General features: G+C 67.3%; 21 protein-coding genes and 3 pseudogenes. 15 read left to right on the forward strand and 9 right to left on the reverse strand.

The features are described from left to right. Window positions 1–30: 30 nt before the first annotated feature. The 3 genes from ACY0PA_RS42845 to ACY0PA_RS42855 all read left to right on the forward strand — a co-directional run bounded on the left by ACY0PA_RS42845 (window position 31) and on the right by ACY0PA_RS42855 (window position 2192). Complete coding sequence (locus tag ACY0PA_RS42845; RefSeq protein ID WP_473082714.1) at window positions 31–987, forward strand: ATP-binding cassette domain-containing protein; 957 nt, start codon at window positions 31–33, stop codon at window positions 985–987. Then, complete coding sequence (locus ACY0PA_RS42850) at window positions 984–1775, forward strand: ABC transporter permease (RefSeq protein ID WP_473082715.1); 792 nt, start codon at window positions 984–986, stop codon at window positions 1773–1775. Before ACY0PA_RS42845 ends, ACY0PA_RS42850 begins: the two co-directional genes overlap by 4 nt. Before the next feature lie 258 nt (window positions 1776–2033). Then, complete coding sequence (locus ACY0PA_RS42855) at window positions 2034–2192, forward strand: hypothetical protein (protein ID WP_473082716.1); 159 nt, start codon at window positions 2034–2036, stop codon at window positions 2190–2192. Window positions 2193–2384: 192 nt separating this feature from the next. Here ACY0PA_RS42855 and ACY0PA_RS42860 read toward each other — a convergent pair whose 3' ends face one another. The 3 genes from ACY0PA_RS42860 to ACY0PA_RS42870 all read right to left on the reverse strand — a co-directional run bounded on the left by ACY0PA_RS42860 (window position 2385) and on the right by ACY0PA_RS42870 (window position 6190). Further along, window positions 2385–2753: an IclR family transcriptional regulator domain-containing protein gene (locus ACY0PA_RS42860; RefSeq protein ID WP_473082717.1), complete on the reverse strand. Its 369-nt coding sequence runs from the start codon at window positions 2751–2753 to the stop codon at window positions 2385–2387. A gap of 168 nt (window positions 2754–2921) precedes the next feature. Next, complete coding sequence (locus ACY0PA_RS42865) at window positions 2922–4832, reverse strand: serine/threonine-protein kinase (protein ID WP_473082718.1); 1911 nt, start codon at window positions 4830–4832, stop codon at window positions 2922–2924. Window positions 4833–4951: 119 nt separating this feature from the next. Further along, window positions 4952–6190 (reverse strand): IS256 family transposase, encoded by a 1239-nt coding sequence (locus ACY0PA_RS42870; RefSeq protein WP_473082719.1) that lies wholly within the window; start codon window positions 6188–6190, stop codon window positions 4952–4954. A gap of 94 nt (window positions 6191–6284) precedes the next feature. On the opposite strand from ACY0PA_RS42870, the pseudogene ACY0PA_RS42875 reads away from it, so the two are divergent. Continuing rightward, a pseudogene (locus ACY0PA_RS42875) lies at window positions 6285–6816 on the forward strand (transposase); the annotation flags it as partial. A 77-nt stretch (window positions 6817–6893) separates the two neighbouring features. On the opposite strand, the gene ACY0PA_RS42880 reads toward ACY0PA_RS42875, so the two are convergent. Next, a complete protein-coding gene (locus ACY0PA_RS42880) occupies window positions 6894–8072 on the reverse strand; it encodes a hypothetical protein (RefSeq protein ID WP_473082720.1) in 1179 nt (392 codons plus the stop codon). A gap of 110 nt (window positions 8073–8182) precedes the next feature. Between ACY0PA_RS42880 and ACY0PA_RS42885 the strand changes: the two are divergent. After that, window positions 8183–8359 (forward strand): annotated as a pseudogene (locus ACY0PA_RS42885) (IS110 family transposase); the annotation flags it as partial. 48 nt (window positions 8360–8407) lie between these two features. Next, complete coding sequence (locus ACY0PA_RS42890) at window positions 8408–8788, forward strand: ankyrin repeat domain-containing protein (RefSeq protein WP_473082721.1); 381 nt, start codon at window positions 8408–8410, stop codon at window positions 8786–8788. A gap of 370 nt (window positions 8789–9158) precedes the next feature. On the opposite strand, the gene ACY0PA_RS42895 is transcribed toward ACY0PA_RS42890, so the two are convergent. Together ACY0PA_RS42895 and ACY0PA_RS42900 are read right to left on the reverse strand one after the other, a co-directional pair. Next, complete coding sequence (locus tag ACY0PA_RS42895; protein ID WP_473082722.1) at window positions 9159–9497, reverse strand: hypothetical protein; 339 nt, start codon at window positions 9495–9497, stop codon at window positions 9159–9161. 19 nt (window positions 9498–9516) lie between these two features. Further along, a complete protein-coding gene (locus ACY0PA_RS42900; RefSeq protein WP_473082723.1) occupies window positions 9517–10134 on the reverse strand; it encodes a TetR/AcrR family transcriptional regulator in 618 nt (205 codons plus the stop codon). An 83-nt stretch (window positions 10135–10217) separates the two neighbouring features. Here ACY0PA_RS42900 and ACY0PA_RS42905 point away from each other — a divergent pair, with 83 nt between their 5' ends. Both ACY0PA_RS42905 and ACY0PA_RS42910 read left to right on the forward strand, forming a co-directional pair. Beyond that, the gene (locus tag ACY0PA_RS42905) at window positions 10218–10949 is read left to right on the forward strand and encodes an SDR family oxidoreductase (RefSeq protein ID WP_473082724.1); all 732 of its coding nucleotides are present in this window, start codon (window positions 10218–10220) and stop codon (window positions 10947–10949) included. A gap of 243 nt (window positions 10950–11192) precedes the next feature. Further along, the gene (locus tag ACY0PA_RS42910; RefSeq protein ID WP_473082725.1) at window positions 11193–12149 is read left to right on the forward strand and encodes an IS630 family transposase; all 957 of its coding nucleotides are present in this window, start codon (window positions 11193–11195) and stop codon (window positions 12147–12149) included. 43 nt (window positions 12150–12192) lie between these two features. On the opposite strand, the gene ACY0PA_RS42915 is transcribed toward ACY0PA_RS42910, so the two are convergent. Next, complete coding sequence (locus ACY0PA_RS42915) at window positions 12193–13419, reverse strand: IS110 family RNA-guided transposase (RefSeq protein WP_473082726.1); 1227 nt, start codon at window positions 13417–13419, stop codon at window positions 12193–12195. A 550-nt stretch (window positions 13420–13969) separates the two neighbouring features. Between ACY0PA_RS42915 and ACY0PA_RS42920 the strand changes: the two genes are divergently transcribed. The 6 genes from ACY0PA_RS42920 (at window position 13970) to ACY0PA_RS42945 (ending at window position 17514) form a co-directional block, all read left to right on the forward strand. Then, window positions 13970–14275 (forward strand): transposase, encoded by a 306-nt coding sequence (locus tag ACY0PA_RS42920; protein WP_266567197.1) that lies wholly within the window; start codon window positions 13970–13972, stop codon window positions 14273–14275. Then, on the forward strand, window positions 14272–14463 hold the full coding sequence (locus ACY0PA_RS42925) for a hypothetical protein (protein ID WP_473082727.1): 192 nt from the start codon (window positions 14272–14274) through the stop codon (window positions 14461–14463). Before ACY0PA_RS42920 ends, ACY0PA_RS42925 begins: the two co-directional genes overlap by 4 nt. Before the next feature lie 54 nt (window positions 14464–14517). Further along, complete coding sequence (locus ACY0PA_RS42930) at window positions 14518–15432, forward strand: IS982 family transposase (RefSeq protein WP_473079725.1); 915 nt, start codon at window positions 14518–14520, stop codon at window positions 15430–15432. After that, entirely contained in the window at window positions 15432–15989 is a 558-nt protein-coding gene (locus tag ACY0PA_RS42935) for an IS3 family transposase (RefSeq protein ID WP_473086615.1), read from the forward strand. The genes ACY0PA_RS42930 and ACY0PA_RS42935 overlap by 1 nt, the downstream gene beginning before the upstream one ends. A 186-nt stretch (window positions 15990–16175) precedes the next feature. Further along, window positions 16176–17288, forward strand: a complete 1113-nt coding sequence (locus ACY0PA_RS42940) for an IS110 family RNA-guided transposase (protein WP_473082728.1) — start codon at window positions 16176–16178, stop codon at window positions 17286–17288. A gap of 13 nt (window positions 17289–17301) precedes the next feature. Beyond that, window positions 17302–17514 (forward strand): IS3 family transposase, encoded by a 213-nt coding sequence (locus ACY0PA_RS42945; protein WP_473086616.1) that lies wholly within the window; start codon window positions 17302–17304, stop codon window positions 17512–17514. Window positions 17515–17534: 20 nt separating this feature from the next. Here the strand turns inward: ACY0PA_RS42945 and ACY0PA_RS42950 are convergent. Both ACY0PA_RS42950 and ACY0PA_RS42955 read right to left on the reverse strand, forming a co-directional pair. Then, window positions 17535–18231, reverse strand: a pseudogene (locus tag ACY0PA_RS42950) (IS5 family transposase); the annotation flags it as partial. A gap of 501 nt (window positions 18232–18732) precedes the next feature. Continuing rightward, window positions 18733–19713 (reverse strand): threonine ammonia-lyase, encoded by a 981-nt coding sequence (locus ACY0PA_RS42955; RefSeq protein ID WP_473082729.1) that lies wholly within the window; start codon window positions 19711–19713, stop codon window positions 18733–18735. A 243-nt stretch (window positions 19714–19956) separates the two neighbouring features. Between ACY0PA_RS42955 and ACY0PA_RS42960 the strand changes: the two genes are divergently transcribed. Then, window positions 19957–20139, forward strand: coding sequence for a hypothetical protein (locus tag ACY0PA_RS42960; RefSeq protein WP_473082730.1), 183 nt, complete (start codon window positions 19957–19959; stop codon window positions 20137–20139). The last annotated feature ends 75 nt before the right edge of the window (window positions 20140–20214 follow it).

Below are 20214 nucleotides of genomic sequence, written 5' to 3' on the forward strand. Positions count from 1 at the left end.
TCACGCAGCCCTCAAGAAGGAGCACTTCTCATGACCAGCTTGGCCATCGCGGCGAACGGGCTGCGAAAGTCGTACGGCGACAAGGTCGTCCTCGACGGCATCGACCTCGCCGTCCCCGAAGGAACCGTCTTCTCGCTGCTTGGCCCGAACGGCGCCGGCAAGACCACCGCCGTCAAGATCCTCTCCACGCTCATCGGTGCCGACACCGGTGAACTGCGCATCGGCGGACACGACCTCGCCACTGACGCCCACGCGGCACGCGCCGCGATCGGTGTCACCGGGCAGTTCTCCGCCGTTGACGGGCTGATCACCGGCGAGGAGAACATGTTCCTCATGGCGGACCTGCACCACCTGTCCAAGCGTGAGGGGCGGCGGGTCGCCGCCGAGCTGCTCGAGCGGTTCGACCTGACCGACGCCGCATCGAGGCCCGCCTCCACCTACTCGGGCGGCATGAAGCGCCGCCTCGACATCGCCATGACGCTGGTCGGCAACCCGCGGATCATCTTCCTCGACGAACCGACCACCGGCCTCGACCCTCGCTCCCGCCACACCATGTGGGGCATCATCCGCGAACTCGTCACCGGCGGCGTCACCGTCTTCCTCACCACCCAATATCTGGAAGAGGCCGACGAGTTGGCGGACCGTATCGCCGTACTGAACGACGGGAAGATCGCCGCGGAGGGCACCGCTGAGGAGCTGAAGCGGCTCATCCCCGGTGGCCACATCCGGCTCCGGTTTATTGACCCGGCTGCCTACCAGCAGGCCGCCACCGTCCTGCACGACGCCGCCCGCGACGACGAAGCACTGGCGCTGCAGATGCCCAGCGACGGCAGCCAGCGCGAACTGCGCTCGATCCTCGACTGGCTGGACTCGGCCGGCATCGAGGCGGACGAACTGACCGTGCACACCCCCGACCTCGACGACGTGTTTTTCGCACTCACCAGCGACAACAAGGTCCCTACCCAGCCCAAGGAGACCGTCCGATGAGCTCCCTGACCCTCGCCGTGCGCGACTCGTCCACGATGTTGCGCCGCAACCTCCTGCACGCCCGGCGTTACCCGTCGCTGACCCTGAACCTGCTGCTCACGCCGATCATGCTGCTCCTGCTCTTCGTCTACATCTTCGGAGACGTGATGAGCGCGGGTATCGGCGGCGGGGGAGCGGACCGCTCCGAGTACATCGCCTACATCGTCCCGGGCCTGCTCCTGATGACCATCGGGTCCACCACGATCGGCACCGCGGTCTCCGTCTCCAACGACATGACCGAGGGCATCATCGCCCGCTTCCGCACCATGGCTATCCACCGCGGGTCTGTCCTCATCGGCCACGTCATCGGCAGCGTCCTGCAGTCGATCGCCAGCGTGGTCCTCGTCGGCGCCGTCGGCGTCGCCATCGGCTTCCGCTCCACGGACGCCACCGTCCTGGAATGGCTCGCGGCGTTCGGCCTGCTCGTCCTGTTCGCCACGGCGCTCACCTGGATCGCGGTCGGCATGGGCCTGATCAGTCCCAACGCCGAAGCCGCCAGCAACAACGCCATGCCCCTGATCCTGCTCCCTCTCCTGTCCAGCGCCTTCATCCCCGTCGACACCATGCCCGGCTGGTTCCAGCCCATCGCCGAGTACCAGCCCTTCACCCCCGCCATCGAAACCCTGCGCGGTCTCCTCCTCGGCAGCGAGATCGGCAGCAACGGGTGGATCGCCGTTGCCTGGTGCGTGGGTCTGAGCGTCCTCGGCTACTACTGGTCGAAGGCGAAGTTCAACAGCGACCCGGAGTGACCTGGATGAGTACGCGGGCTATCTCCCGAAACCCGTCCCACCCCTGGGCGGCGTACCCCGACACCACGTCGGCGTGCGCCGCCCTTCGGCGTTCCTGCCCCGTGCATCAATGGACGGCCCTGGGTTCTTCTGGCGGCCTGTCAGGGTTTGAGGAGGGTTTCATCACCTGGACCTCGGTTTCCGAGAGCCGGACTTTCCGCACCGCCCTCACATGGCTCCCCCACACGCCGCCGAACGAGACCCTTCCGGGTCCCGGACGTGGACGCCGCCAGGGCGGCCCTACTGATCGTCAGCGCCCTGCGCGGTGCCGTGTACCAGGCGCTGCTCGACCCCGAGGCCGTGTCGATCGACGCCGCGCTGGGCGACCTGAAGTACGTGGTGGACGCGCTGCTCGCGGCACCCGGCTCCCAGCACTGAGGTGGCAGGGCGGGGCGTGAGGAGGCTCGACTCGACGAACTCGTGCCGTACACGCCAGGGGCCGCCGCTGAGGGTCGAGCGCACCGCTTCGCTGAGGGCGCGCAGCTTCACGAGCGGGGCATCGCGCGACCGGGATCGCGCACGGTTGGCATTGCGCACCGTCAGGATTACGTACCGCCAGAAGTGCGCCCGTCAACTTCGCCGTCGGCTCGCGAGGTTGGCGGCGATGTCGACCGCCGCCTTGCGGACCAGCTCGCCCAGCTCCGGCACTTTGCGGTGGTCGAAGCGGATATCGGGCATGGAGATGCCCACCCCGCCCACCGGCTTGCCGTCGGGCCCGAGCACGGCCGCGCCGACGGCGCAGACATTGGTCCGGTTCTCGCTGATGTTGATGAGCTTGTCGGAGATCGCCAAGGCGACCGGGCTGAGCCGTCGCACGGTCAGCAGATACCTGTCGGGGCAGGCACTGATCGCGCCACCGAAGCGGGCGCGGAACGGGAAGCCGAAGGCTCGGGTAGTGGACGAAGTCGCGCCGCTGATCGACGCGACACTGCGGGCCAAGATCCCCATCAAAGGGGCGGTGGTCCACGAGTGCCTGGTCGCCGTCCTTCGGCCGTCTCCATGACATGGCCTCCTTCCGCGCCCCTGTCTCCCGTCCCCCTCGCTGGCTCTACTGCGATCATGCGGCTGCGGCCGGGGATCCGGCCGGCTGCCGCGAGCCGACGGTGGTCACAGTTGTGGAACCAGGGTGATGGAGTCGTTGCCGCTCAGGAGGAGCTGGAGGCTGTCGCCGGATGACGTCAGGGCGGCAGGTGCGCAACCTTCCGCGGTAGGTGGGGAGAATGCGGAGGGTCCTAGTCGGATCGCGTCGTCAGTTACCTGCAAGAGGGGTGACTTGCCGGTGCATTTGGCACCGTTGGGGCCATCGGAGAGGGTGAAGGTCACGGCGATTTCTCCGACTTTGGCTTGGCGGATGGTGGCTGGTGCCGTGTGGTAATTGGTGTCCATTTGCGAGTAGCGCGGTTTGCTACCCGACCAGTTGCCCAAATAGTCTTCATCAATGGGCTTGTCCGCGTCGGGTTCTCGGACCAGGCCAGGGTCTTCGGAAGCGTTCGTCGACGCGGCTCCTGCTCTAAGCCTGTCCTGCCCTTGCACTGTGTAGGCCTGTCGGCGCTCGCCCGGGCACTGGTTCTTGCCTGCGCTCGCCGGCACTGTTCTCGTGACTTGCTCAGGCCCAAGTAGTACGCGCTTGTCGCTTCGCTCAATGACGGGAGCTGTCGCCTGGCACAGCACGTCGCCGCGATTGTTGATGAACAGGACCTGGGCTGGTGAGCCGCCTTTCTCGCTGTCGGTGCCGATGGTGAGCCGTCGGTAGGGGCCGTTCATGGCCGGCTGGTCGAGTTGCCAGGTGCCGACCACCGTGAGGTCTGGCTCGTCTAGAAGTCCTGTGGCGGGGATCAGGGCTGCAGCCAGAGTGATTGCCAGGGAGCCGATGATGAGGCCGCGGTTGCGGGGTTTGCCCCAGACACGGCGCCAGCGAGCAGGGCCGGGCGCACGGGCGGGCGCCGGTGGCGGCGAGTGGCTTGTCAATGGCGGGCGAGCGGGTGCGTCAGCCGTTGGCAACTCCGGTTCCGGCACTCCCGGGGCCGTGGCCGCCACCGCCGTGTCGCCGGATGGCGCGTCCGCGGACACGGCAGTGGCACTGCGCTGGCCGGCTATATCGGCGTAGGCCGCGGATTGATCTTGTGGAGTATCCGCCTGCAAGATGAAGGCGATCTCCCGCCCGAGGTGGGTCAGAAGTTCTGCAGGAAGCCACGGACCTTGGGCCGGCTTCGTCAGTGCGAGAAGCTTGTCTACGCCTGGACGGCGCAAGGGGTCTTTGACCAGACACCCCTCCACCACGCTGCGCAGACCGTCGGGCAGGTTTGACAGGTCTGGAGTCTCCTCGGCGACGCGGAACATCAGAGCGTGGATGCCACTGTCGGCAGTGCCGAACGGAGAGCGGCCAGTAGCGGCGAACGCCAGAACAGACCCGAACGAGAAGACATCCGAGGCAGGCGTGAGCCGATCGCCCCGTACCTGCTCCGGTGACATGAACGCCGGTGAACCGATCACTGCGCCGGTGCGGGTCAACTGTCCGTCTGCCAGGGTCTCCAGAGCGCGAGCGATGCCGAAATCGATGACGCTCGGCCCGTCGATCGTCACGAGAATGTTGGACGGCTTGAGATCACGGTGAACCAGTCCCGCGGCGTGAATATCTCGCAAAGCCTGAGCTAGGCCGTGACCGAGCGTAACCACCGTCGACTCCGGCAGCGGTCCGTACGTCTCCGTCACCACGGTGTGCAGATCCGGGCCGGGCACGTATCCGGTGGCCACCCAGGGCGCCGCCGCATCCGTGTCCGCGTCCAGGACCGGGGCGGTCCACGCCCCGCCGACCCTGCGCGCTGCAGCGACCTCGCGGGCGAACCTCTGGCGAAATTGCGGAAGTTGCGTGTACTCCGCCTGAATTACCTTCATCGCTACCGTCCGGCCGCCCGCGGAGCGCCCCAGATATACCCGCCCCATACCGCCCTCCCCGAGGCGACCGAGAAGGCGATAGCCCCCGACCTGTGACGGGTCTCCCTCGAGCAGTGGTCGCACAGTCCCCCCTAGTCGCGCCGCCCACAACGGTGCAGGACAAGCTAGCCGAAAGGAAGAGCAGGAGGTCACGTCCGCTGGAGTGGTGTATCGACGGCCACTCGGTGATCTCTTCTTTGAGGCTAGGCGGTGAGTTCGGTGGGCAGGACGGTCTCGTCGGTTTCTGACTCGATCGGGTGGAGGCGGGCCTTGGCGAGTAGGTCGAGTCCCATGTAGCGGCGGGCCTCGGTCCATTCGTCGTTCTGCTCGGCCAGGACCGCGCCGACCAGGCGGATCACGGCGGCGCGGTCGGGGAAGATGCCGACCACGTCGGTGCGGCGCCGGATTTCCTTGTTCAGCCGCTCCTGCGGATTATTCGACCAGATCTGCCGCCAGATCTCACGCGGGAACGCGGTGAATGCCAGGAGATCGTGCTGGGCGGTGTCCAAGTGGGCTGCTGCCTTGGGGAACTTGGCCTCCAGCGCGTCCAGGACGTGTCGCATCTGAGCCTGGACGGCGTCGGTGTCAGGCTGCTCGAACACCGTCCGCAGCAGGGTGGCCACCCAGGGCTGGGCCGACTTGGGGACCTGGCTGAGCAGGTTGCGGGCGTAGTGCGTGCGGCATCGTTGCCACGAGGCGCCCGGCAGGACCGCGCCGATCGCGTTCACCAGGCCGGTGTGAGCGTCGGAGACGACCAGCTGGACACCGGACAAACCGCGGGTAGTCAACGAGCGCAGGAAGGCGAGCCAGCCGGCCCCGTCCTCTGCCGTGGCGACGTCGATGCCGAGGATCTCCCGGTGTCCGTCCGCATTGACGCCGACCGCGATCAGCGCGTGGACGTTGATGATGCGGCCGCCCTCGCGGACCTTCTGCGTCAGCGCGTCGACCCAGATGAACGCATAAGGCCCGGCGTCCAGTGGCCGGTTGCGGAACGCGGCGACCTGTTCGTCCAGGTGCTTGGCCATCGCACTGACCTGGGACTTCGACAGCTGGGTGACGCCCAGGGACTCGGCGAGTTTCTCGACCCTGCGGGTGGAGACGCCGAGCAGGTAGGCGGTGGCGACGACCGAGATCAGGGCCTGCTCGGCCCGGCGGCGCCGTTCGAGAAGCCAGTGCGGAAAGTAACTGCCCTGACGCAGCTTGGGGACGGCTAGTTCGACGGTGCCGGCGCGGGTGTCCCACTCGCGTGGGCGATAGCCGTTGCGGTGGTTGACGCGTTCGTCGCTGACCTGCCCGTATTCGGCGTTGCAGAGAGCATCTGCCTCGGCAGACATGAGCGCGTCGGCGAACGTTTTGACCATCGCGCGCAACAGATCCGGACTCGCCGCGGCGAGGTTGTCTTCCGCGAGGACATGCAGGGGCAGACTGTCTGGTGCGGTCATCGTGCTGATCTCCTTCGAGGCTTAGACACTTCGAAGATCAGCCGGTGGCCGTTCGTCTATGCGGATCTCATTCCCATGCCGGAGCAAACCCCCGGATCAGGTCGAACCCGTACACCACTTCCCTGGACGCAACCGAGCAGGAAAGCGGCGAAGGTGGGAGTCCTGCTTGTAGGCCGCGTCCGCAGTGACCCAGGCGAAGGGCGGTGGGTTGGACTGGCGCGCAAGACCATGGCCAGGCAGGCGACGCCCCTGCCTTCGCGGATGTAATGGCCCGTCTGGGGTCCCCCGACCTCGTGGACGACCTCGCACCAGGCAGGACGTGATTCTGGCCGACAAAGCATATTCCTCCCGGGCAATCCGTGATCACTTGCGGAAGCGTGGCATCCGCGCGGTGATCCCCATCCCGGCAGATCAGCAGCGTCACCGGCTACGCCGGGTAGGGGTAGCAGGCCACCGGTCTTCGATCGCGAGGCATACAAGCAGCGCAAGACCGTAGAACGCTGCATCAACCGCTTGAGCAGTGGCGTGGGATCGTCACCCGCTACGAGAAGACAGCAGCCGTCTATCCAGCCGGACTACACGTGGCGGGCATCTTCATCCGGTTCGCCCAGATGACCGCGTATTGAGGCCTGCGGGTATCCCGTGTCCAGCCAACTCTTCTCGGACGGAGTGACGGCTGGGCGATGGGTTGTTGTCGGTGCGGCTACTGCATCAGCTCGGTGTGGGGATGCTCCGGTGATGTCGGGCAGACGTAGAGCTGCTGCTTTTGGCCGCTGGCGATCTGGACGGCGGTCGGTTGCCTTGGCACAGGGTCGGTGCCGAGCGCCGTGGCGCGGGCATCGCGGGGGATGCGACCGCGGTCGTGCACCTCAATGCCTTGGGCGCGAAAGAAGTCGATCACGGCGTGGCCCTCCGGGCGAGTGTGGATGGAGGACGGACTGGTGTGTTCTCGATCTTCGCAATCTGCGTTCGGGATCCAGCTGCGGGTGCTGTCGTCCCATTCGAAGGTGGGGATGGTCAGCAGCGGGACCATCGTGGTGTCGCAGGCGGGGCAAGACTGGGGCCTGGGGTCGGTGTAACCCCAGGGGGCCCAGCCGCCGACTTTCCAGCCGGGCGCGACTGACAGATTGACCGAGTAGAACTCCTCCGGGTACGAGGCGTACCGGCTGTCCACCGCGTCGCCGGCCGCCTGCCACTTGCTCAAGTTCCCAAGTTGGGCCCGCACTTCCTTGCTGAGCTCCAGGGGGTTGGGGTACTCGGTGATCTGCTCCGGAGCGAGCAGGCACGGCTCGGGCAGGTAACCGTCGAACTGCACCACGGGCGGTTCCGGGGGTGCGGTGAGGATGCCGGTGACCGTGGCCGCGGACCGCCAGAACAGCACGGTCCTGGGCATGAACTTCATCGGAGGGTGGTCGAAAGGACACCACAGTACCTGGAGCAGATCTGCGCCGGCGGGCGCGCGCAAAGCGGGCACGTCACGCACGTACAGCTGCGCCAGCGGCAACATCGCCATCGCCCCGTCATATGGTTGGCGGCTCGGCCTTGGTCGCGGATAGGTCCTCGGGGGACGGATGCGGGTGAGGGTTTTCCGTTCCTGCGAGGTCAGATCCCGGCCCTGCGCGGCGGCACGGATCCGGCGTTCCAGCCGCAAGTCCGCCGGCGACAGAGCCACGTTCACCCCGTCCAGCTCGTGCGGTCCTTCGCAGTGCGGCCACAGCTCTTCGGCTGGCCACAACAGCGGACCACCGACCGAACTGTCGCGCGGCGAAGGGGACCCGGGGCGAGGGTGCAGCCGGGTCGCCGTGCGGGCCAGCGGGGCCAGTTGAGGGAAAAGTGTGGTCACGTCGAGCGGACGCGGCGGGGTAGTACGGATGATGCTCATAGCGGCTGATGCTGCCAGCAGCCTCTGACACTGGGCAGATCAGCCCTCCACCACTGATACCAGGGCAGCCTTCGGCCGTGGACAGGCGGAGCAGGGAAGGCGGCCACGATGCCGGGCCCGGTGCCAAAGCCCGGCGCCGCCGCGACCACGGGGACTGGCACGCATCAGCCCAGCGCAACCTATTCAACCGTCTGATCGGACAGCTCTACCACTGCCTCCAGCACGGCCACCACTTCGATGAGGCCGTTGCCTTCCCAGCCGCGTCTGCCTTGGTGGCGGCTGTTTAGGAGCTGCTCGGCCGATCATGTTGGTGAGCGGTCAGACATGATGTCGTGGTGAGCATCGTGGAACTCGAAAACCCCTGGACGCCCGCCCACCAAGCGGTGGAGTCCAGCGATCACGCCACGCTCACTCGCCTATTGGACGAGGGAGCTGACGTGAATGAGGTCTGCTGCGGGATGACCCTGCTGACACACGCCATCGAACTGGAAGGGGACTCAGCTCTTCAGTCAGGTCAGCCGATCGATAGCGCTCTTACCGCCATCGTCCTGGCCTATGGTGCCGACCCCGTCTCAACCCTCGGCGGCGGGCGAAGCGCTTACGAGATGGCCCAGTTCTACGACCACGACATGGCGATCCGGCTGCTGGACCGGTTCACCACTCAGCATGGCCGAGTCGCGAAGGCCACTACAGGGGGACCTGCCGACCATCGATAGCCAGATGATCGGCCGGACAGGTCCTGGCTGCTTCCCTGCAGCAGCCGTCAGCCGAACGGGCCGGCTGCGCGGACCATGAAGGAGACGCAGCCATCATGCTTGAAGCGCACCTGTCCATCGAACGTCGAGTCGACATGGGAGCAGGCATCCCAGTCCTGACCCAACTCGCCGCTCAACGCGATCCAGAACCGGCATCCACCGCACTGCGCGTCATACCACTCGTCCCGAAATCAGGCGCCCGAGTCGACCTGTTCCGCAGCCGCAGCCAACGCTCGTGAACCTCGTTGTTGTGGCCACAGTCATCACCCGTCCACGGCCCACTAGTGCAGCGCGTCGCAGGTCCTTTGCTGGTTGAGTGTGCCGGATCTGGCTACGCGTGGTAGTCGGCGAGGTGGACGAGGGCGGCGGTGTCGAAGGCTGTCGTCGGGCTGCCGGTGCGCAAGACCGCGTCGGTGTAGGCGTCGGTGGCACTCAAGTACATGGCGAAGCCCCAAGCGTTGTCGGCGCCGAGGTATTCGATGCGGCACAGCGGGATGCGCACGTCCTCGCCCTCTTTCTCGACGATCGCCGTGAGGTAGCCGAACGAACCGCGCCACCGGGTGTCAACCTCGGCCAAGGCGGGCCAGCTTTGTAGCTGGAATGCGTGGTGGTCGACGGTGCCGTCGACCTCTTCCTTGAGGCGTTTGGGGGGAACCGGCATGGTGATCACCCAAGCTCCCGGCTAGTGCTCACGTCGCGTTGCCGCGCAGCAGCGCCGTCGCCGCGCGCGTGGCGCGGGTGGCGACATCCTCGGGGGAGAGGCGGGAGCGCGTCAGGAAGTCCTCCGTGTCCAGGGTGACGTAGCCGTGGGCTAGGACGAAGAGCTGTTCGAGTAGGAGCAGTGCTTGGGAAGGTTCGGCGTGGCCCGCCTGCCGGGCGAGGTCGAGCAGCAGCGCCATCAGGTCCCGGCCGGCCCGGGCCACGTCGGCGTCGCGCAGCGGCCTCAGCTCCCGGGCGAAGATCACGTCGAAGCCGGCGCCGCGGTCGGACACGTGGCGAACGTATGCCCCCGCGGTGGCCGCGAGCCGGTCGATCGGGTCGGATCCGGCCGCCTGCGCGGCGGCCTCGATGGACCGGGTGAGCTCGTCGGCGGCCTGTGCCGCGACGACGGCGAGCAGCGCGTCACGGTGGGGAAAGTGACGGTACGGGGCGGCCGTGCTCACCCCGAGCCTGCGGGCGAGTTCGGCGACGGAGAAGCCGGCCATCCCCGTCTCGGAGAGCAGCACGAAGCTCTCAGCGATTAGCGCCGAGCGGAGCTGCCCCCGGGCAGGGCGCTCACTCCCCGCCCCACTTGCTGCGTCAGTCACTCGGTCCACCTCCTTGACCATAAGTAAGAGGCCACTTACTTTATAAGTGATAGCCCTCTTACTTCTAGCATCGGAGGCCGAGCATGACAGGGATCGACGGCAAGGTGGTGGCCATCACGGGCGCGGGCAGCGGGATCGGCGAGGCGAGCGCGCTGCTCCTCGCGTCGCGCGGCGCGAAGCTCGTCCTCGGAGCGCGTCGGAGCGACCGGCTGGAAGCGCTCGGCGCCCGTATCGAGGCCAATGGCGGCACGGCCGTCTGGAAGACGACGGACGTGCGTCGCCGAGGAGACGTCGCGGACCTGGTGGCGTACGCCTGCGGGCGCTATGGCGCGCTCGATGTCCTCGTCAGCAACGCCGGGATCGGCCCCATCTCGCCGTTCGACGAGCTGCGCGTCGAGGACTGGGACCAGATGATCGACGTCAACTTCCGCGGCGTGCTGCACGGGATCGCGGCAGCGCTCCCCGTGTTCCGCAAGCAGAGCAGGGGGCAGTTCGTCAACGTCGTCTCGACCGCCGGGCTGCGCATCGTGCCGAACCAGGCTGTCTACGCGGCGACGAAGAACGCAGTCCGCACCGTCTCCGAGGGACTGCGCCAGGAGGCCGGGCCCGACCTGCGGGTCACCATGATCTCGCCCGGCTACGTCGCGACGGAGTTCGCCGACTCGGTCACCAGCCCCACCGTCAAGTCGCAGGCTCCGGCGGTCGACTTCTCCCTCTCCCCCGACGACATCGCCCGCGCTGTCGCCTTCGCGATCGAGCAGCCGTCGAACGTCGACGTCGGCGACATCGTCGTCCGCCCCACGGCACAGAGCTGACGCCTCACGGGTCTCTGTGGGCGAACTCGTCGACGCCCACGTGTGTATCCCTGGAGGGATGGGCCTGACCGGGGATGTCCCCGCTTCGCCCACCTGTCCGGCATGGAGCGAAGCGTCAGAAGGCAGTCAGCGATTGATGATCACCCCAGCTTCCGGCTGGTGCTCACTCCAAAGGAAACGCACCCCTTCGTGGCCCATCCACCCGCACCGCCGTTGCCGCTTTCACGCAAGCAGGAACGCAAGGTGCGCACGCTCGTGGCCGCTGCCGGGGCAGGGCAGGCAGTGGTGCGGCGCGCACGGATCGTACTGCTGGCCGCCGCGGGCCGGCCCACCACCGCCATCGCCGCCGAGCTCGGATGCAGTGTGCCCACCGTGCGCACCCGGCGCGAACGCTTCCGCCGCCGTGGGGTGGCGGGCCTGTTCGACCGCCCGCGCAGCGGACGCCCCGAACAGCATGGTCCCAGCGCGCGCCTGGCCGTGGTGGCCACCGCTACCAGCGTGCCGCCCGAGGGAGCCACGCTATGGACCCGCGCCACCATCGCCGCCCACCTGGCCGAACGCGGCCTGGTGCTCTCGCCCTCCACGGTCGGCCGGGTCCTGGCCGAGGCGAAGGTGCGCCCGCACAGGGTCCGCGGCTGGCTCAACCGGGCCGACGACGACGCGTTCTGGGCCCAGGCCGGCGCGGTGTGCCACCTCTACCTGGACATCCCACCCGGCACGCTGCTGGTCAGCGTGGATGAGAAGACCGGCATCCAGGCCAAGTCCCGCCGCTACCCCACCCGGCGCGCCCGCCCCGGACAGGCCGAGCGGCGCGAGTTCGAGTACCGCCGGCACGGCACCGTCTCCATCGTCGCCGCCATGGACGTGGCCACCGGCCAGGTCCTGGCCGAGCGCATAGAGCGCAACGACTCGGCCACCTTCATCGCCTTCCTACGGCGATTGCATCGGCTGACCGACCCGGCCCTGCGCCTCCACCTGATCATGGACAACGGCTCCTCGCACACTTCCCGGGCCACCCGCGCCTGGCTTGCAGCCCACCCGCGAATCACCGTCACCCACACGCCCAAGCACGCCAGTTGGCTGAACATGGTCGAGCTGTGGTTCGGCGTCCTGACCCGCCGCCTGCTCCGCCGCGGCGACTTCACCTCCCGCAAGGTGGACCTTCCCCTTGATCGTGGACACCTGGAGACTGGGACGTGAGTTCCAGAGGAAGTAGTGCCAGACACCTCACGATGCCAACGCGTCAAGCCGAGGAAGCGAGTTCGGTGGGGAAGGCCGTTTCCTCGTCGAACGGCTTGCGGTGCTGGAGGTAGTGGTAGAGCTGTCCGAGCATGCGGTTGAAGAGGTTTCGCTGGGCGGCCGCGTGCCAGTCGCCGCGTTCGCGACGTCGCCGGTAGTGGGCGTCGGCTCCGGGTGAGTTCCGCAGGGAGGCGAAGCTCCAGAGGTAGCCGGCATGGTTGAGACGGTCGTTCTTCACCCAGCGTCGCGTGATGGACGACTTCTTGCCAGACGCCCTGGTGATGGGCGAGGAGCCCGCGTACGACTTCAGGCCGCGAGCGTCGGCGAAGCGGTTTCGGTCGTCCCCGATTTCAGCGAGGATGCGGGCGGCGAGCTGGATGCCGAGTCCGGGGAAGCTCAGGAGGATTTCGGCGTCCGAGTGCTGGGGAAATGCCTCCTCCACCGCCTTCGCGAGGTCGTCGGTTGCCGTGCAGGCAGCTTCCAGCTGGAGGAGGAGAGCGAGCATCTGCTTGCCAAGAGCATTCTCGATAAGCAGCGGCTGATGCGCCCCATCGACGCGGAAGACGTCGCGCAGGCGGTCGGCCTCGGTAGCGATGCCACGTTTGCGGCCGGCACGCTTGAGGGCGGCCTGGAGCTGAGTGCGGGTGAGCCTCGCTGCCTGCGTGGGGGTCGGTGCGGTCTTCAGGAGTTCGCGGGCCTCGGGGCGACACAGCCCGTTGGCCCAGGTGGTGAAGGCTTCCAGGGCGGCTGGGTAGTACTCCCGCAGCAGAGAACGCAGCTGGTTGGCGAGTTGCTGCCGGTTCCAGAGCGCGTCCTGCTGGGCGCGGGCGAGGACGGCGATCGCGCGTCCGAGATCGGAGTCGTCTGGCAGGGGACGGTGAGCGTGCATGTCGGTGCGCAAGATGTTCGCCAGGACGAGGGCGTCGCCGGGGTCGGACTTCTTGCGCGAGACGCTGTGCCGGTCGCGGTAGCGGGCCGCGGCCAGTGGGTTGATGGCGTACACCCTGCGCTTGCCGGTCCGCAGCACCGCGACCAGCAGTCCGCGGGAGGTCTCGATCGCCACGGGGATCGGGGTCTCCTTGGTGTCGCCGTGCTCGGCGAGCAGCTCCATCAGCAGTGCGTATCCGACTGCATCGTCGGTAATGTGTCGTTTGGCTACTAACACGCCGGAGTCGTCGACCAGGGCGACGTCGTGGGTGCGTTCGGCCCAGTCGATTCCGCAGTAGAGCAAGGTTCCCCTCCTCGAAGTGCTGGTGTTTGCGCTGGTCACGAGCGCATGCGGGCCACGCGAGCGACCTAATCCCAGGCATCAGCCGCGCTGCGGTTGTGCCTCCACCTCACTAGCCGTTCGTGGCACCAGCGCACCCCACGGGCCTCGGTCTGTGCGAGAGCTCTGGCGGCTCAGGCGCATCAAGAGGTCACCGTGCGGCGGGCTCGCACCACCAACACCAACGAGTGATCAAGCGGCGGGTGTTGACGCTCGGCGATGCCGGGCGCCGCCGCTCTGCAGTGAGGGGTCGAACTCCAGGGGAAGTTCAGGCATCCGCCCGGCACCGACGAAGCGCCAACGGCCCGCCGCGGTGGCGGCAATGCGACACAGGGCGCCGTCAGCCTGGCACGAGACCTGAACGGTCCAGTGGGAAGTAGACGTCCGTCCGGCATCCACACTGCCGCCACCACGAAGAGCACCGGGATCTTGGCCATGCCATGAATGGCGGATCCGGCACTCGAACGTCCCGAGAAGCACACGCTCCATCTGAACGTCCTTCACCACGGATTAGGTGGGAAGCAAGAGCAACCGCAGCAGGAGGTATACGGAGGAGTTCAAACGGGACGCGATCGCGCTCGTGTACTCCTCCGGGAAGACCGTCACCGAGGTGGCCCGCCAGATCGGGGTCAGCGCCGAGGGACTGCGCAACTGGGTCAAGCAGGATGCGATCGACCGCGGGCAGGGGCCGCCGGGAGAGCTGACGACGGCCGAACGCGAAGAGCTGCGGCGGCTGCGGAGGCTGGCCGCCGAGCAGGCGGAGACGATCGAGGTGCTGCGAAAAGCGGCGGTCTTCTTCGCGAAGGAGAGCGATCGATGAACGAGGTGTACGCGTTCATCGAGGCGGAGAAGACCACCCACAACGTTGCTCTGCTGTGCCGGCTGCTGAAGGTGGCCCGCTCCTCCTTCTACGCATGGCTGGCCGGAGAGAAGACCCGGCGGGCGAAGCAGGCCGCGGACGACGCCCTGGCCCACGAGATCACCGTGCTGCACCTCGCCTCTAGATGATCGATTCCAAGGGATCGGCTGCGCGCATAAGGGGAGGGAGCCCAACGTCAGTGTGTGAAGACAGAGTTGGACTCCCTCGCCACCGCACTCTATGTGAAGACCGACGACCTGCTGAAGGCATCGCCGCATCTGGCGCCCTGGCGTCCGGCGGTCGGGATCGCTCCGCGACTGACCGATGCCGAGCTGGTCACGCTCGCGATGGTGCAGGCCATGCTGGGCTTCACCTCCGAGGCCAAGTGGCTTCGCCATGCCCGTTCCCACCTGCGGCATCTCTTCCCCTACCTGCCGAAGCAGCCCGGCTACAACAAGCGCCTGCGCAAGGCCGCCGAGCTGCTGCGGCGGGTGACCCGGCTGCTGGCTACCGACACCTCTGTATGGAGCGACGACGTGTGGATCGTGGATTCCACGCCGGTGGAGTGCGGACGCTCCCGCGAGACCGTCAAACGCTCCGACCTGGCCGGATGGGCCGAGTACGGGTACTGCGCCAGCCACAGCCGCTTCTTCTGGGGCCTGCGCCTGCACCTGGTGTGTACCCTGCAGGGCCTGCCGATCGCCTTCGCCCTGACCGGGGCCAAGGCCGACGAACGCGAGACCCTGCTGGACCTGCTCGCCGCCGAACCGCACCTCGTCGCTGCCCGGCCTGGACAGACGCTGATCGGCGACAAGAACTACTTCGGCCGCGACTTCGAGCACCAGGTGGCCGAGCAGGACATCCGGCTGCTGCGGCCGGCCCGCAAGGGCGAGCCGGAACGGCCCGGGGCCCCGCTGTTCAAGCCGTTGCGGCAGGTCATCGAGTCGGTCAACGAGACCTTCAAGGGCCAGCTCAACCTCGAACAGCACCGAGGCCGCACACCGGCCGGCGTGATCGCCCGCGTCATGCAGCGCATCCTCGCGCTGACCGCCGCGATCTGGCACAACGACCACACCGGCCAGCTCGTCCTGCGCTCACTGACCGCCTATGACCACTGATCCCTTGGAATCGATCATCTAGGGGCGCCTACGGGGTGCCGCGCATCCACGCCGGACTGCGGCGGCTCGGGCACCGCGTGAACCGTAAACGGATCGAGCGCGTCATGCGTGAACGCGGCATCAGCGGTGTCACGCGGCGCAGGCGAAAGGGCCTGACCCGCCCGGCCAAAAGGGCGGTGCCCGCCCCGGACCTGATCGCCCGCGACTTCACCGCACCGGCTCCGGGGATGAAGCTGGTCGGCGACATCACCTACATCCCCACCGACGAGGGCTGGTTGTATCTGGCGACCTGGCTGGACCTCGCAACCCGCGAGATCGTCGGCTACTCGATGGCTGACCACCACCGTGCATCCCTGGTCGTGGACGCGCTGAAGATGGCCGCCGGACGCGGCCGACTCCAGCCCGGATGCATTGCGCACTCGGACCGCGGCAGTGAATACACCTCAGATGAACTCCGGTGCAAGATAAGCCGGTTGGGACTGCGGCAGAGCATGGGCCGAACCGGCTCGTGCTTCGACTGTGAGGATGATCGGGTACCGCTCCGGGCAGTGGCCTGACCCGTGCTTCGACTGGCGTTGCTGCCTTGGCGTTGATCTGTCGGCCGCTGCCTGGAGCGGTACTCGCTGCCGCCGGGCAGGGGACGTGTCCCGATAGGGGCCTTCGCGACAGGCACCGTCACAGTCTTGACCGCCCCGGCCCGGCGACGGCCACCAGTACCCGAGGTGATCAGGAGACAGGCGACCTTGCCCAGCATCACGCAGCCCACGGCCCCATGTCACGTCCCGGGCAGCGCCGAGGAGGACATCCTGCTCGGCGTTGACACCCACAAAGGCGTCCACGCCGCGGCCGTCATCACCACGCTCGGCGCCGCTCTGGACGGCCGCAGCTTCCCGGCGACCGTCGAGGGATATCGCCAACTCCTCTCCTGGGCACGCTCGTTCGGCATGCTGCGGCGAGCCGGGGTCGAGTGCACCGGATCCTACGGGGCAGCCCTGACGCGGCACCTTCGGGCCGAGGGCATCGAGGTGACCGAGGTCAATCAGCCCGACAAGGCCGCCCGACGGCGCCACGGCAAGACCGACGCCATCGATGCCGAAGCAGCTGCCCGTGCCGTGTTGTCCGGTCGGGCCACCGCCGTGGCGAAGACGAGCGACGGCCCGGTGGAGATGCTGCGGCTGTTCAAGCTGGCGAAGGGGTCCGCGATCAAGTCCAGGACACAGGCCATCAACCAGCTCAAGAGCGTTCTGGTCTGCGCCGACGCCGAACTTCGCGAGTCCCTGGCAGGGCTGAGCAACCCGAAGCTGTTCCAACAGTGCGCCGCACTGGCGAAAACGGAGATTTCCGGGCCGGCAGACGCCGCGCGTCACACCTTGGGACTGCTGGCCCGCCGCATCCAGAACCTGACCGAGGAGATCAACGACCTCAACAAGCGGATAACAGAGGCGATCCAGGCGAGTACTCCGGGCCTGCTCGACGTCCATGGCGTCGGCCCGGACACCGCAGCAGCCCTGCTCATCTCGGCCGGTGACAACCCCGAACGCCTCGACAGCGAAGCGTCCTTCGCCGCCTTGTGCGGCACCAGCCCAGTCGAGGCATCCTCCGGCAAGACCCAGCGCCGCAGACTCAACCGAGGCGGCGACCGCCAGGCCAATGCCGCTCTCTACCGGATCGTCCTCAGCCGCCTGCGCTGGGCGGGCCCTTCCCAGGACTACCTGCAGCGACGCCTCGCGGAGGGCAAGACCAAACGCGAGATCATTCGCTGCCTTAAACGGTACGTCGCACGAGAGATCTACCGGTTCATCGTCCCCGCAAACACCCCGGCACACCCCACGGAACTGGCCCGAGACGACACTTGACATCCATAGGGGCATCAACGCCGCCGCCGAGTCGTTCTTCGCATTGCTGAAGGAGGAGATCGGAACCCGCCGCTGGCCGGACCGGTCCAGCGCCCGCGCGGACATCTTCGCTTTCGTCGAGACCTTCTACAACCGACAGCGCCTACGCCGCCATCCACGCTGGGGCTACCTCACCCCGCTCGAGACCCGACAGCGCCTCGAACAAGAACACGCCCTCGTGGCGTAAGCATCGAGTGTCCAAGATCATGGGGGAGCTTCATTGCTGCCGCGCCTTTGACGGTTGGCCCGGTGGTTGCTTGGTTCGGGGATGGCGTGCTTGATCTGCCGTCTGCGCGGGTAGTGGGGGTTGCGTCGGGACGAGTGCGCCTTATCGCCGCCGTGATGATCAGGGCGGGTGCGGGGTCGGCCGCCGTCGTGTCGGTGGACGCGGATGCGTTCCATGACGGGGATGCGTTCCATGACGGGGATGCGTTCCATGACGGGGATGAGCTGCGGGGCGTCGCCGCACTGACTGGGTGTGATCAGCAGAGCCAGGGGGCGCCGGCCGCCTTCCCCGGCGAGGTGGATTTTGCAGGTCAGGCCTCCCCGGGAGCGTCCGGGTGCGTCGTCGGGGCGGTGCTGCCAAGGGCATTGCTCTTTTCCCGGGACCCGGGGGCGTCTCTTCCGTGCTCCGGTGGCGTGCTGGTGTGCCTGGGCAGGAGGTGGAATCCACGCTCACCATGGACCAGTCGATGCGGCCCTTGGCATCGGCCGGGACGGCCGCGAAGAGCCGGTCCCAGGTGCCGTCCGCCGACCACCGTCTGTGCCGCTCGTACATGGTCTTCCACTTGCCGAAACGTGCAGGTAGATCCCGCCACGACACTCCGGTGCGATTCCGGTACAGGACTCCGTTGATGATCCTGCGGTGGTGACCTCCTGGCCGAGGTCTCCCCGAACCAGATGGTCGAGGAGCACTACGTGGTCAGCTTGGCTGCCGCCACCTGTTGACACAGCGCTGCGACATGTTGGCGACCGCCGGCGGACAGAGGTGCTGCCAATTCTCGTGAACAAACATGGTGAGGCTGGGCACTCACTGCTGCTCGAACAGATCGACAGACGCTGTCGCTGGAAGTGAACGAAGCCAGCAGGCCCTCAAACACGCCAAGGGCGGCCTCCTCGACCAGGGAGACGTCGACAAGGCCGCCTGACGATCAAGACTGACGGCGTGGGCAGTGGCGCTCGGGAGCCGTGCGTGATCCGGCGTACGGCTTGATTTCGCGGGGAGGCTGACGCTGCCACAGCTGTTGGCTTTCACCGTCGTCATGACGGTCATCAACTACGGGACAGTCGCGGTCTACGGCGCCTTCGTCGCGGCGTCGGGGACTTGGCGGGGCTGTCAAGGAGCTCCCCGAAGGTGATTTTCTCGTCGAAGCGGAAGTTGAGGGCCGGCGGCAGCGAGCAATTGTTAAGACCTGTGGATGGGAGCCGCGCCGACCCATTGGTGGTAGGCGTCTACGTCGACGTTGCTGCCGCACACGATGGTGACGACGTGTCGGCCGGCGAAGCGGTCACGGTCTTCGAGGATCGCTGCGATACCGAGTGCGGCCGAAGGTTCGACGACGAGGCCGGCGTGGTCAAGGAGCATCCGCATACCGGCGATGATCGACGCCTCCTGGACCAGGACGGCGTCGTCAGCGACCAGGAGGAGGTCGTCCAGGACGGCCGGGATGGGATGCCGGCCGGCGACGCCGTCAGCGATGGTGTTGGTCGAGTCGGTGGTGACGACACGTCTCCTGCGCCATGAGTGTGTCAGCGCGGGTGCGCCCAGCGGCTGGACGCAGATCACCTCGACTTCGGGTGCCAATGCCTTCACCACATGTCCCACGCCGGTGGCCAGCGCCCCGCCGCCGAGAGCAATCAGGACGGTGTCGAACGCCGGCGAGGTGTCTACCAGTTCCAGGCCGATGGTCGCCGCGCCCTCGCAGGTCTCGATGTCCAGGCTGTCTTCGACCAGCCGGATGCCGTCGTACCGTGCGATGGCCGCCGCCCGCTCGCGGGCCATCTCGTGGTCGCCGTCCACCAGCTCCAACACGGCGTCCAATGCGCGGATGCGATCAAGCTTGGTCCGAGTCGCAAAGCGGGATGCCACGACGGTGACGTCGAGCCCCCGGCCGCGGCCGGACCACGCGAGGGCTTGGCCGAGGTTGCCCGCGCTCGCGCACACCGCGGCTCGCGAGGCATTCTCAGCGAGCAGGCTCGCGACTACCTCGGTGCCGCGGGCCTTGAAGCTGCGGACTGGGTTCGCCGTTTCGAGCTTGATGCTCACCGTGCATCCGAGGCCGGGCTCCAGCGCCTCGCAGCTGTACAGCGGAGTGTCGAGAAAGACCGGGTCGATGACCCGGCGAGCCGCACGGATCCGAGCGGTGTCGAGACGCGTCTCCTGCACGGCACAGCAGCGTAGCGCCACCGGCGCTGGTTCCATGAGCAACTGTCAGGAGTCGTAGGTCGCTTTAGAGGTCGCGCGGATAGGCCTGGGGGTGTCCCCGACCGCAAAGCAGGCACGGGCCTTGGCGATCACGGAGTTGCGACGCTCTGTGACACGGCAGCTGTAGTTCCGTCGTCTTCGCTGTTCAGCGGCTTGCCGGGGTGCGGGCGGGCGCAAGTACGGCCACCGCGATCATGAACGTTTGTGACGACGTATCAAGACGCGGTGGCCGGGGAGGCCACGATAGTCGAGCGGGCGTGGGGCCAGACGTTCGGGAGGGCGATGGCGGTGGTCTCGGGCTGCTTCGCGCGATGCGAGACGCGCACGACAGCGGCGGAGTTGGTGGCTGGACTGTTGCTGGAAGAGAACTACAGCTGCCGTGTGTGATCACCGGAAGACCTTTGCCTGTACTGACTTCCTGACTTCATGGCTGACCGAACCGCTGTGGGACCAATTCTCGAT

Source organism: Streptomyces sp. DS1-CR2 (assembly GCF_055760475.1).

Excerpts from the sequence above, each read along its gene's own strand:
- ACY0PA_RS42845 (WP_473082714.1), top strand. The coding sequence starts at position 31 with ATGACCAGCTTGGCCATCGCGGCGAACGGGCTGCGAAAGTCGTACGGC.
- ACY0PA_RS42850 (WP_473082715.1), top strand. The coding sequence starts at position 984 with ATGAGCTCCCTGACCCTCGCCGTGCGCGACTCGTCCACGATGTTGCGC.
- ACY0PA_RS42870 (WP_473082719.1), bottom strand. The coding sequence starts at position 6,190 with ATGACCGCACCAGACAGTCTGCCCCTGCATGTCCTCGCGGAAGACAAC.
- ACY0PA_RS42880 (WP_473082720.1), bottom strand. The coding sequence starts at position 8,072 with ATGAGCATCATCCGTACTACCCCGCCGCGTCCGCTCGACGTGACCACA.
- ACY0PA_RS42905 (WP_473082724.1), top strand. The coding sequence starts at position 10,218 with ATGACAGGGATCGACGGCAAGGTGGTGGCCATCACGGGCGCGGGCAGC.
- ACY0PA_RS42925 (WP_473082727.1), top strand. The coding sequence starts at position 14,272 with ATGAACGAGGTGTACGCGTTCATCGAGGCGGAGAAGACCACCCACAAC.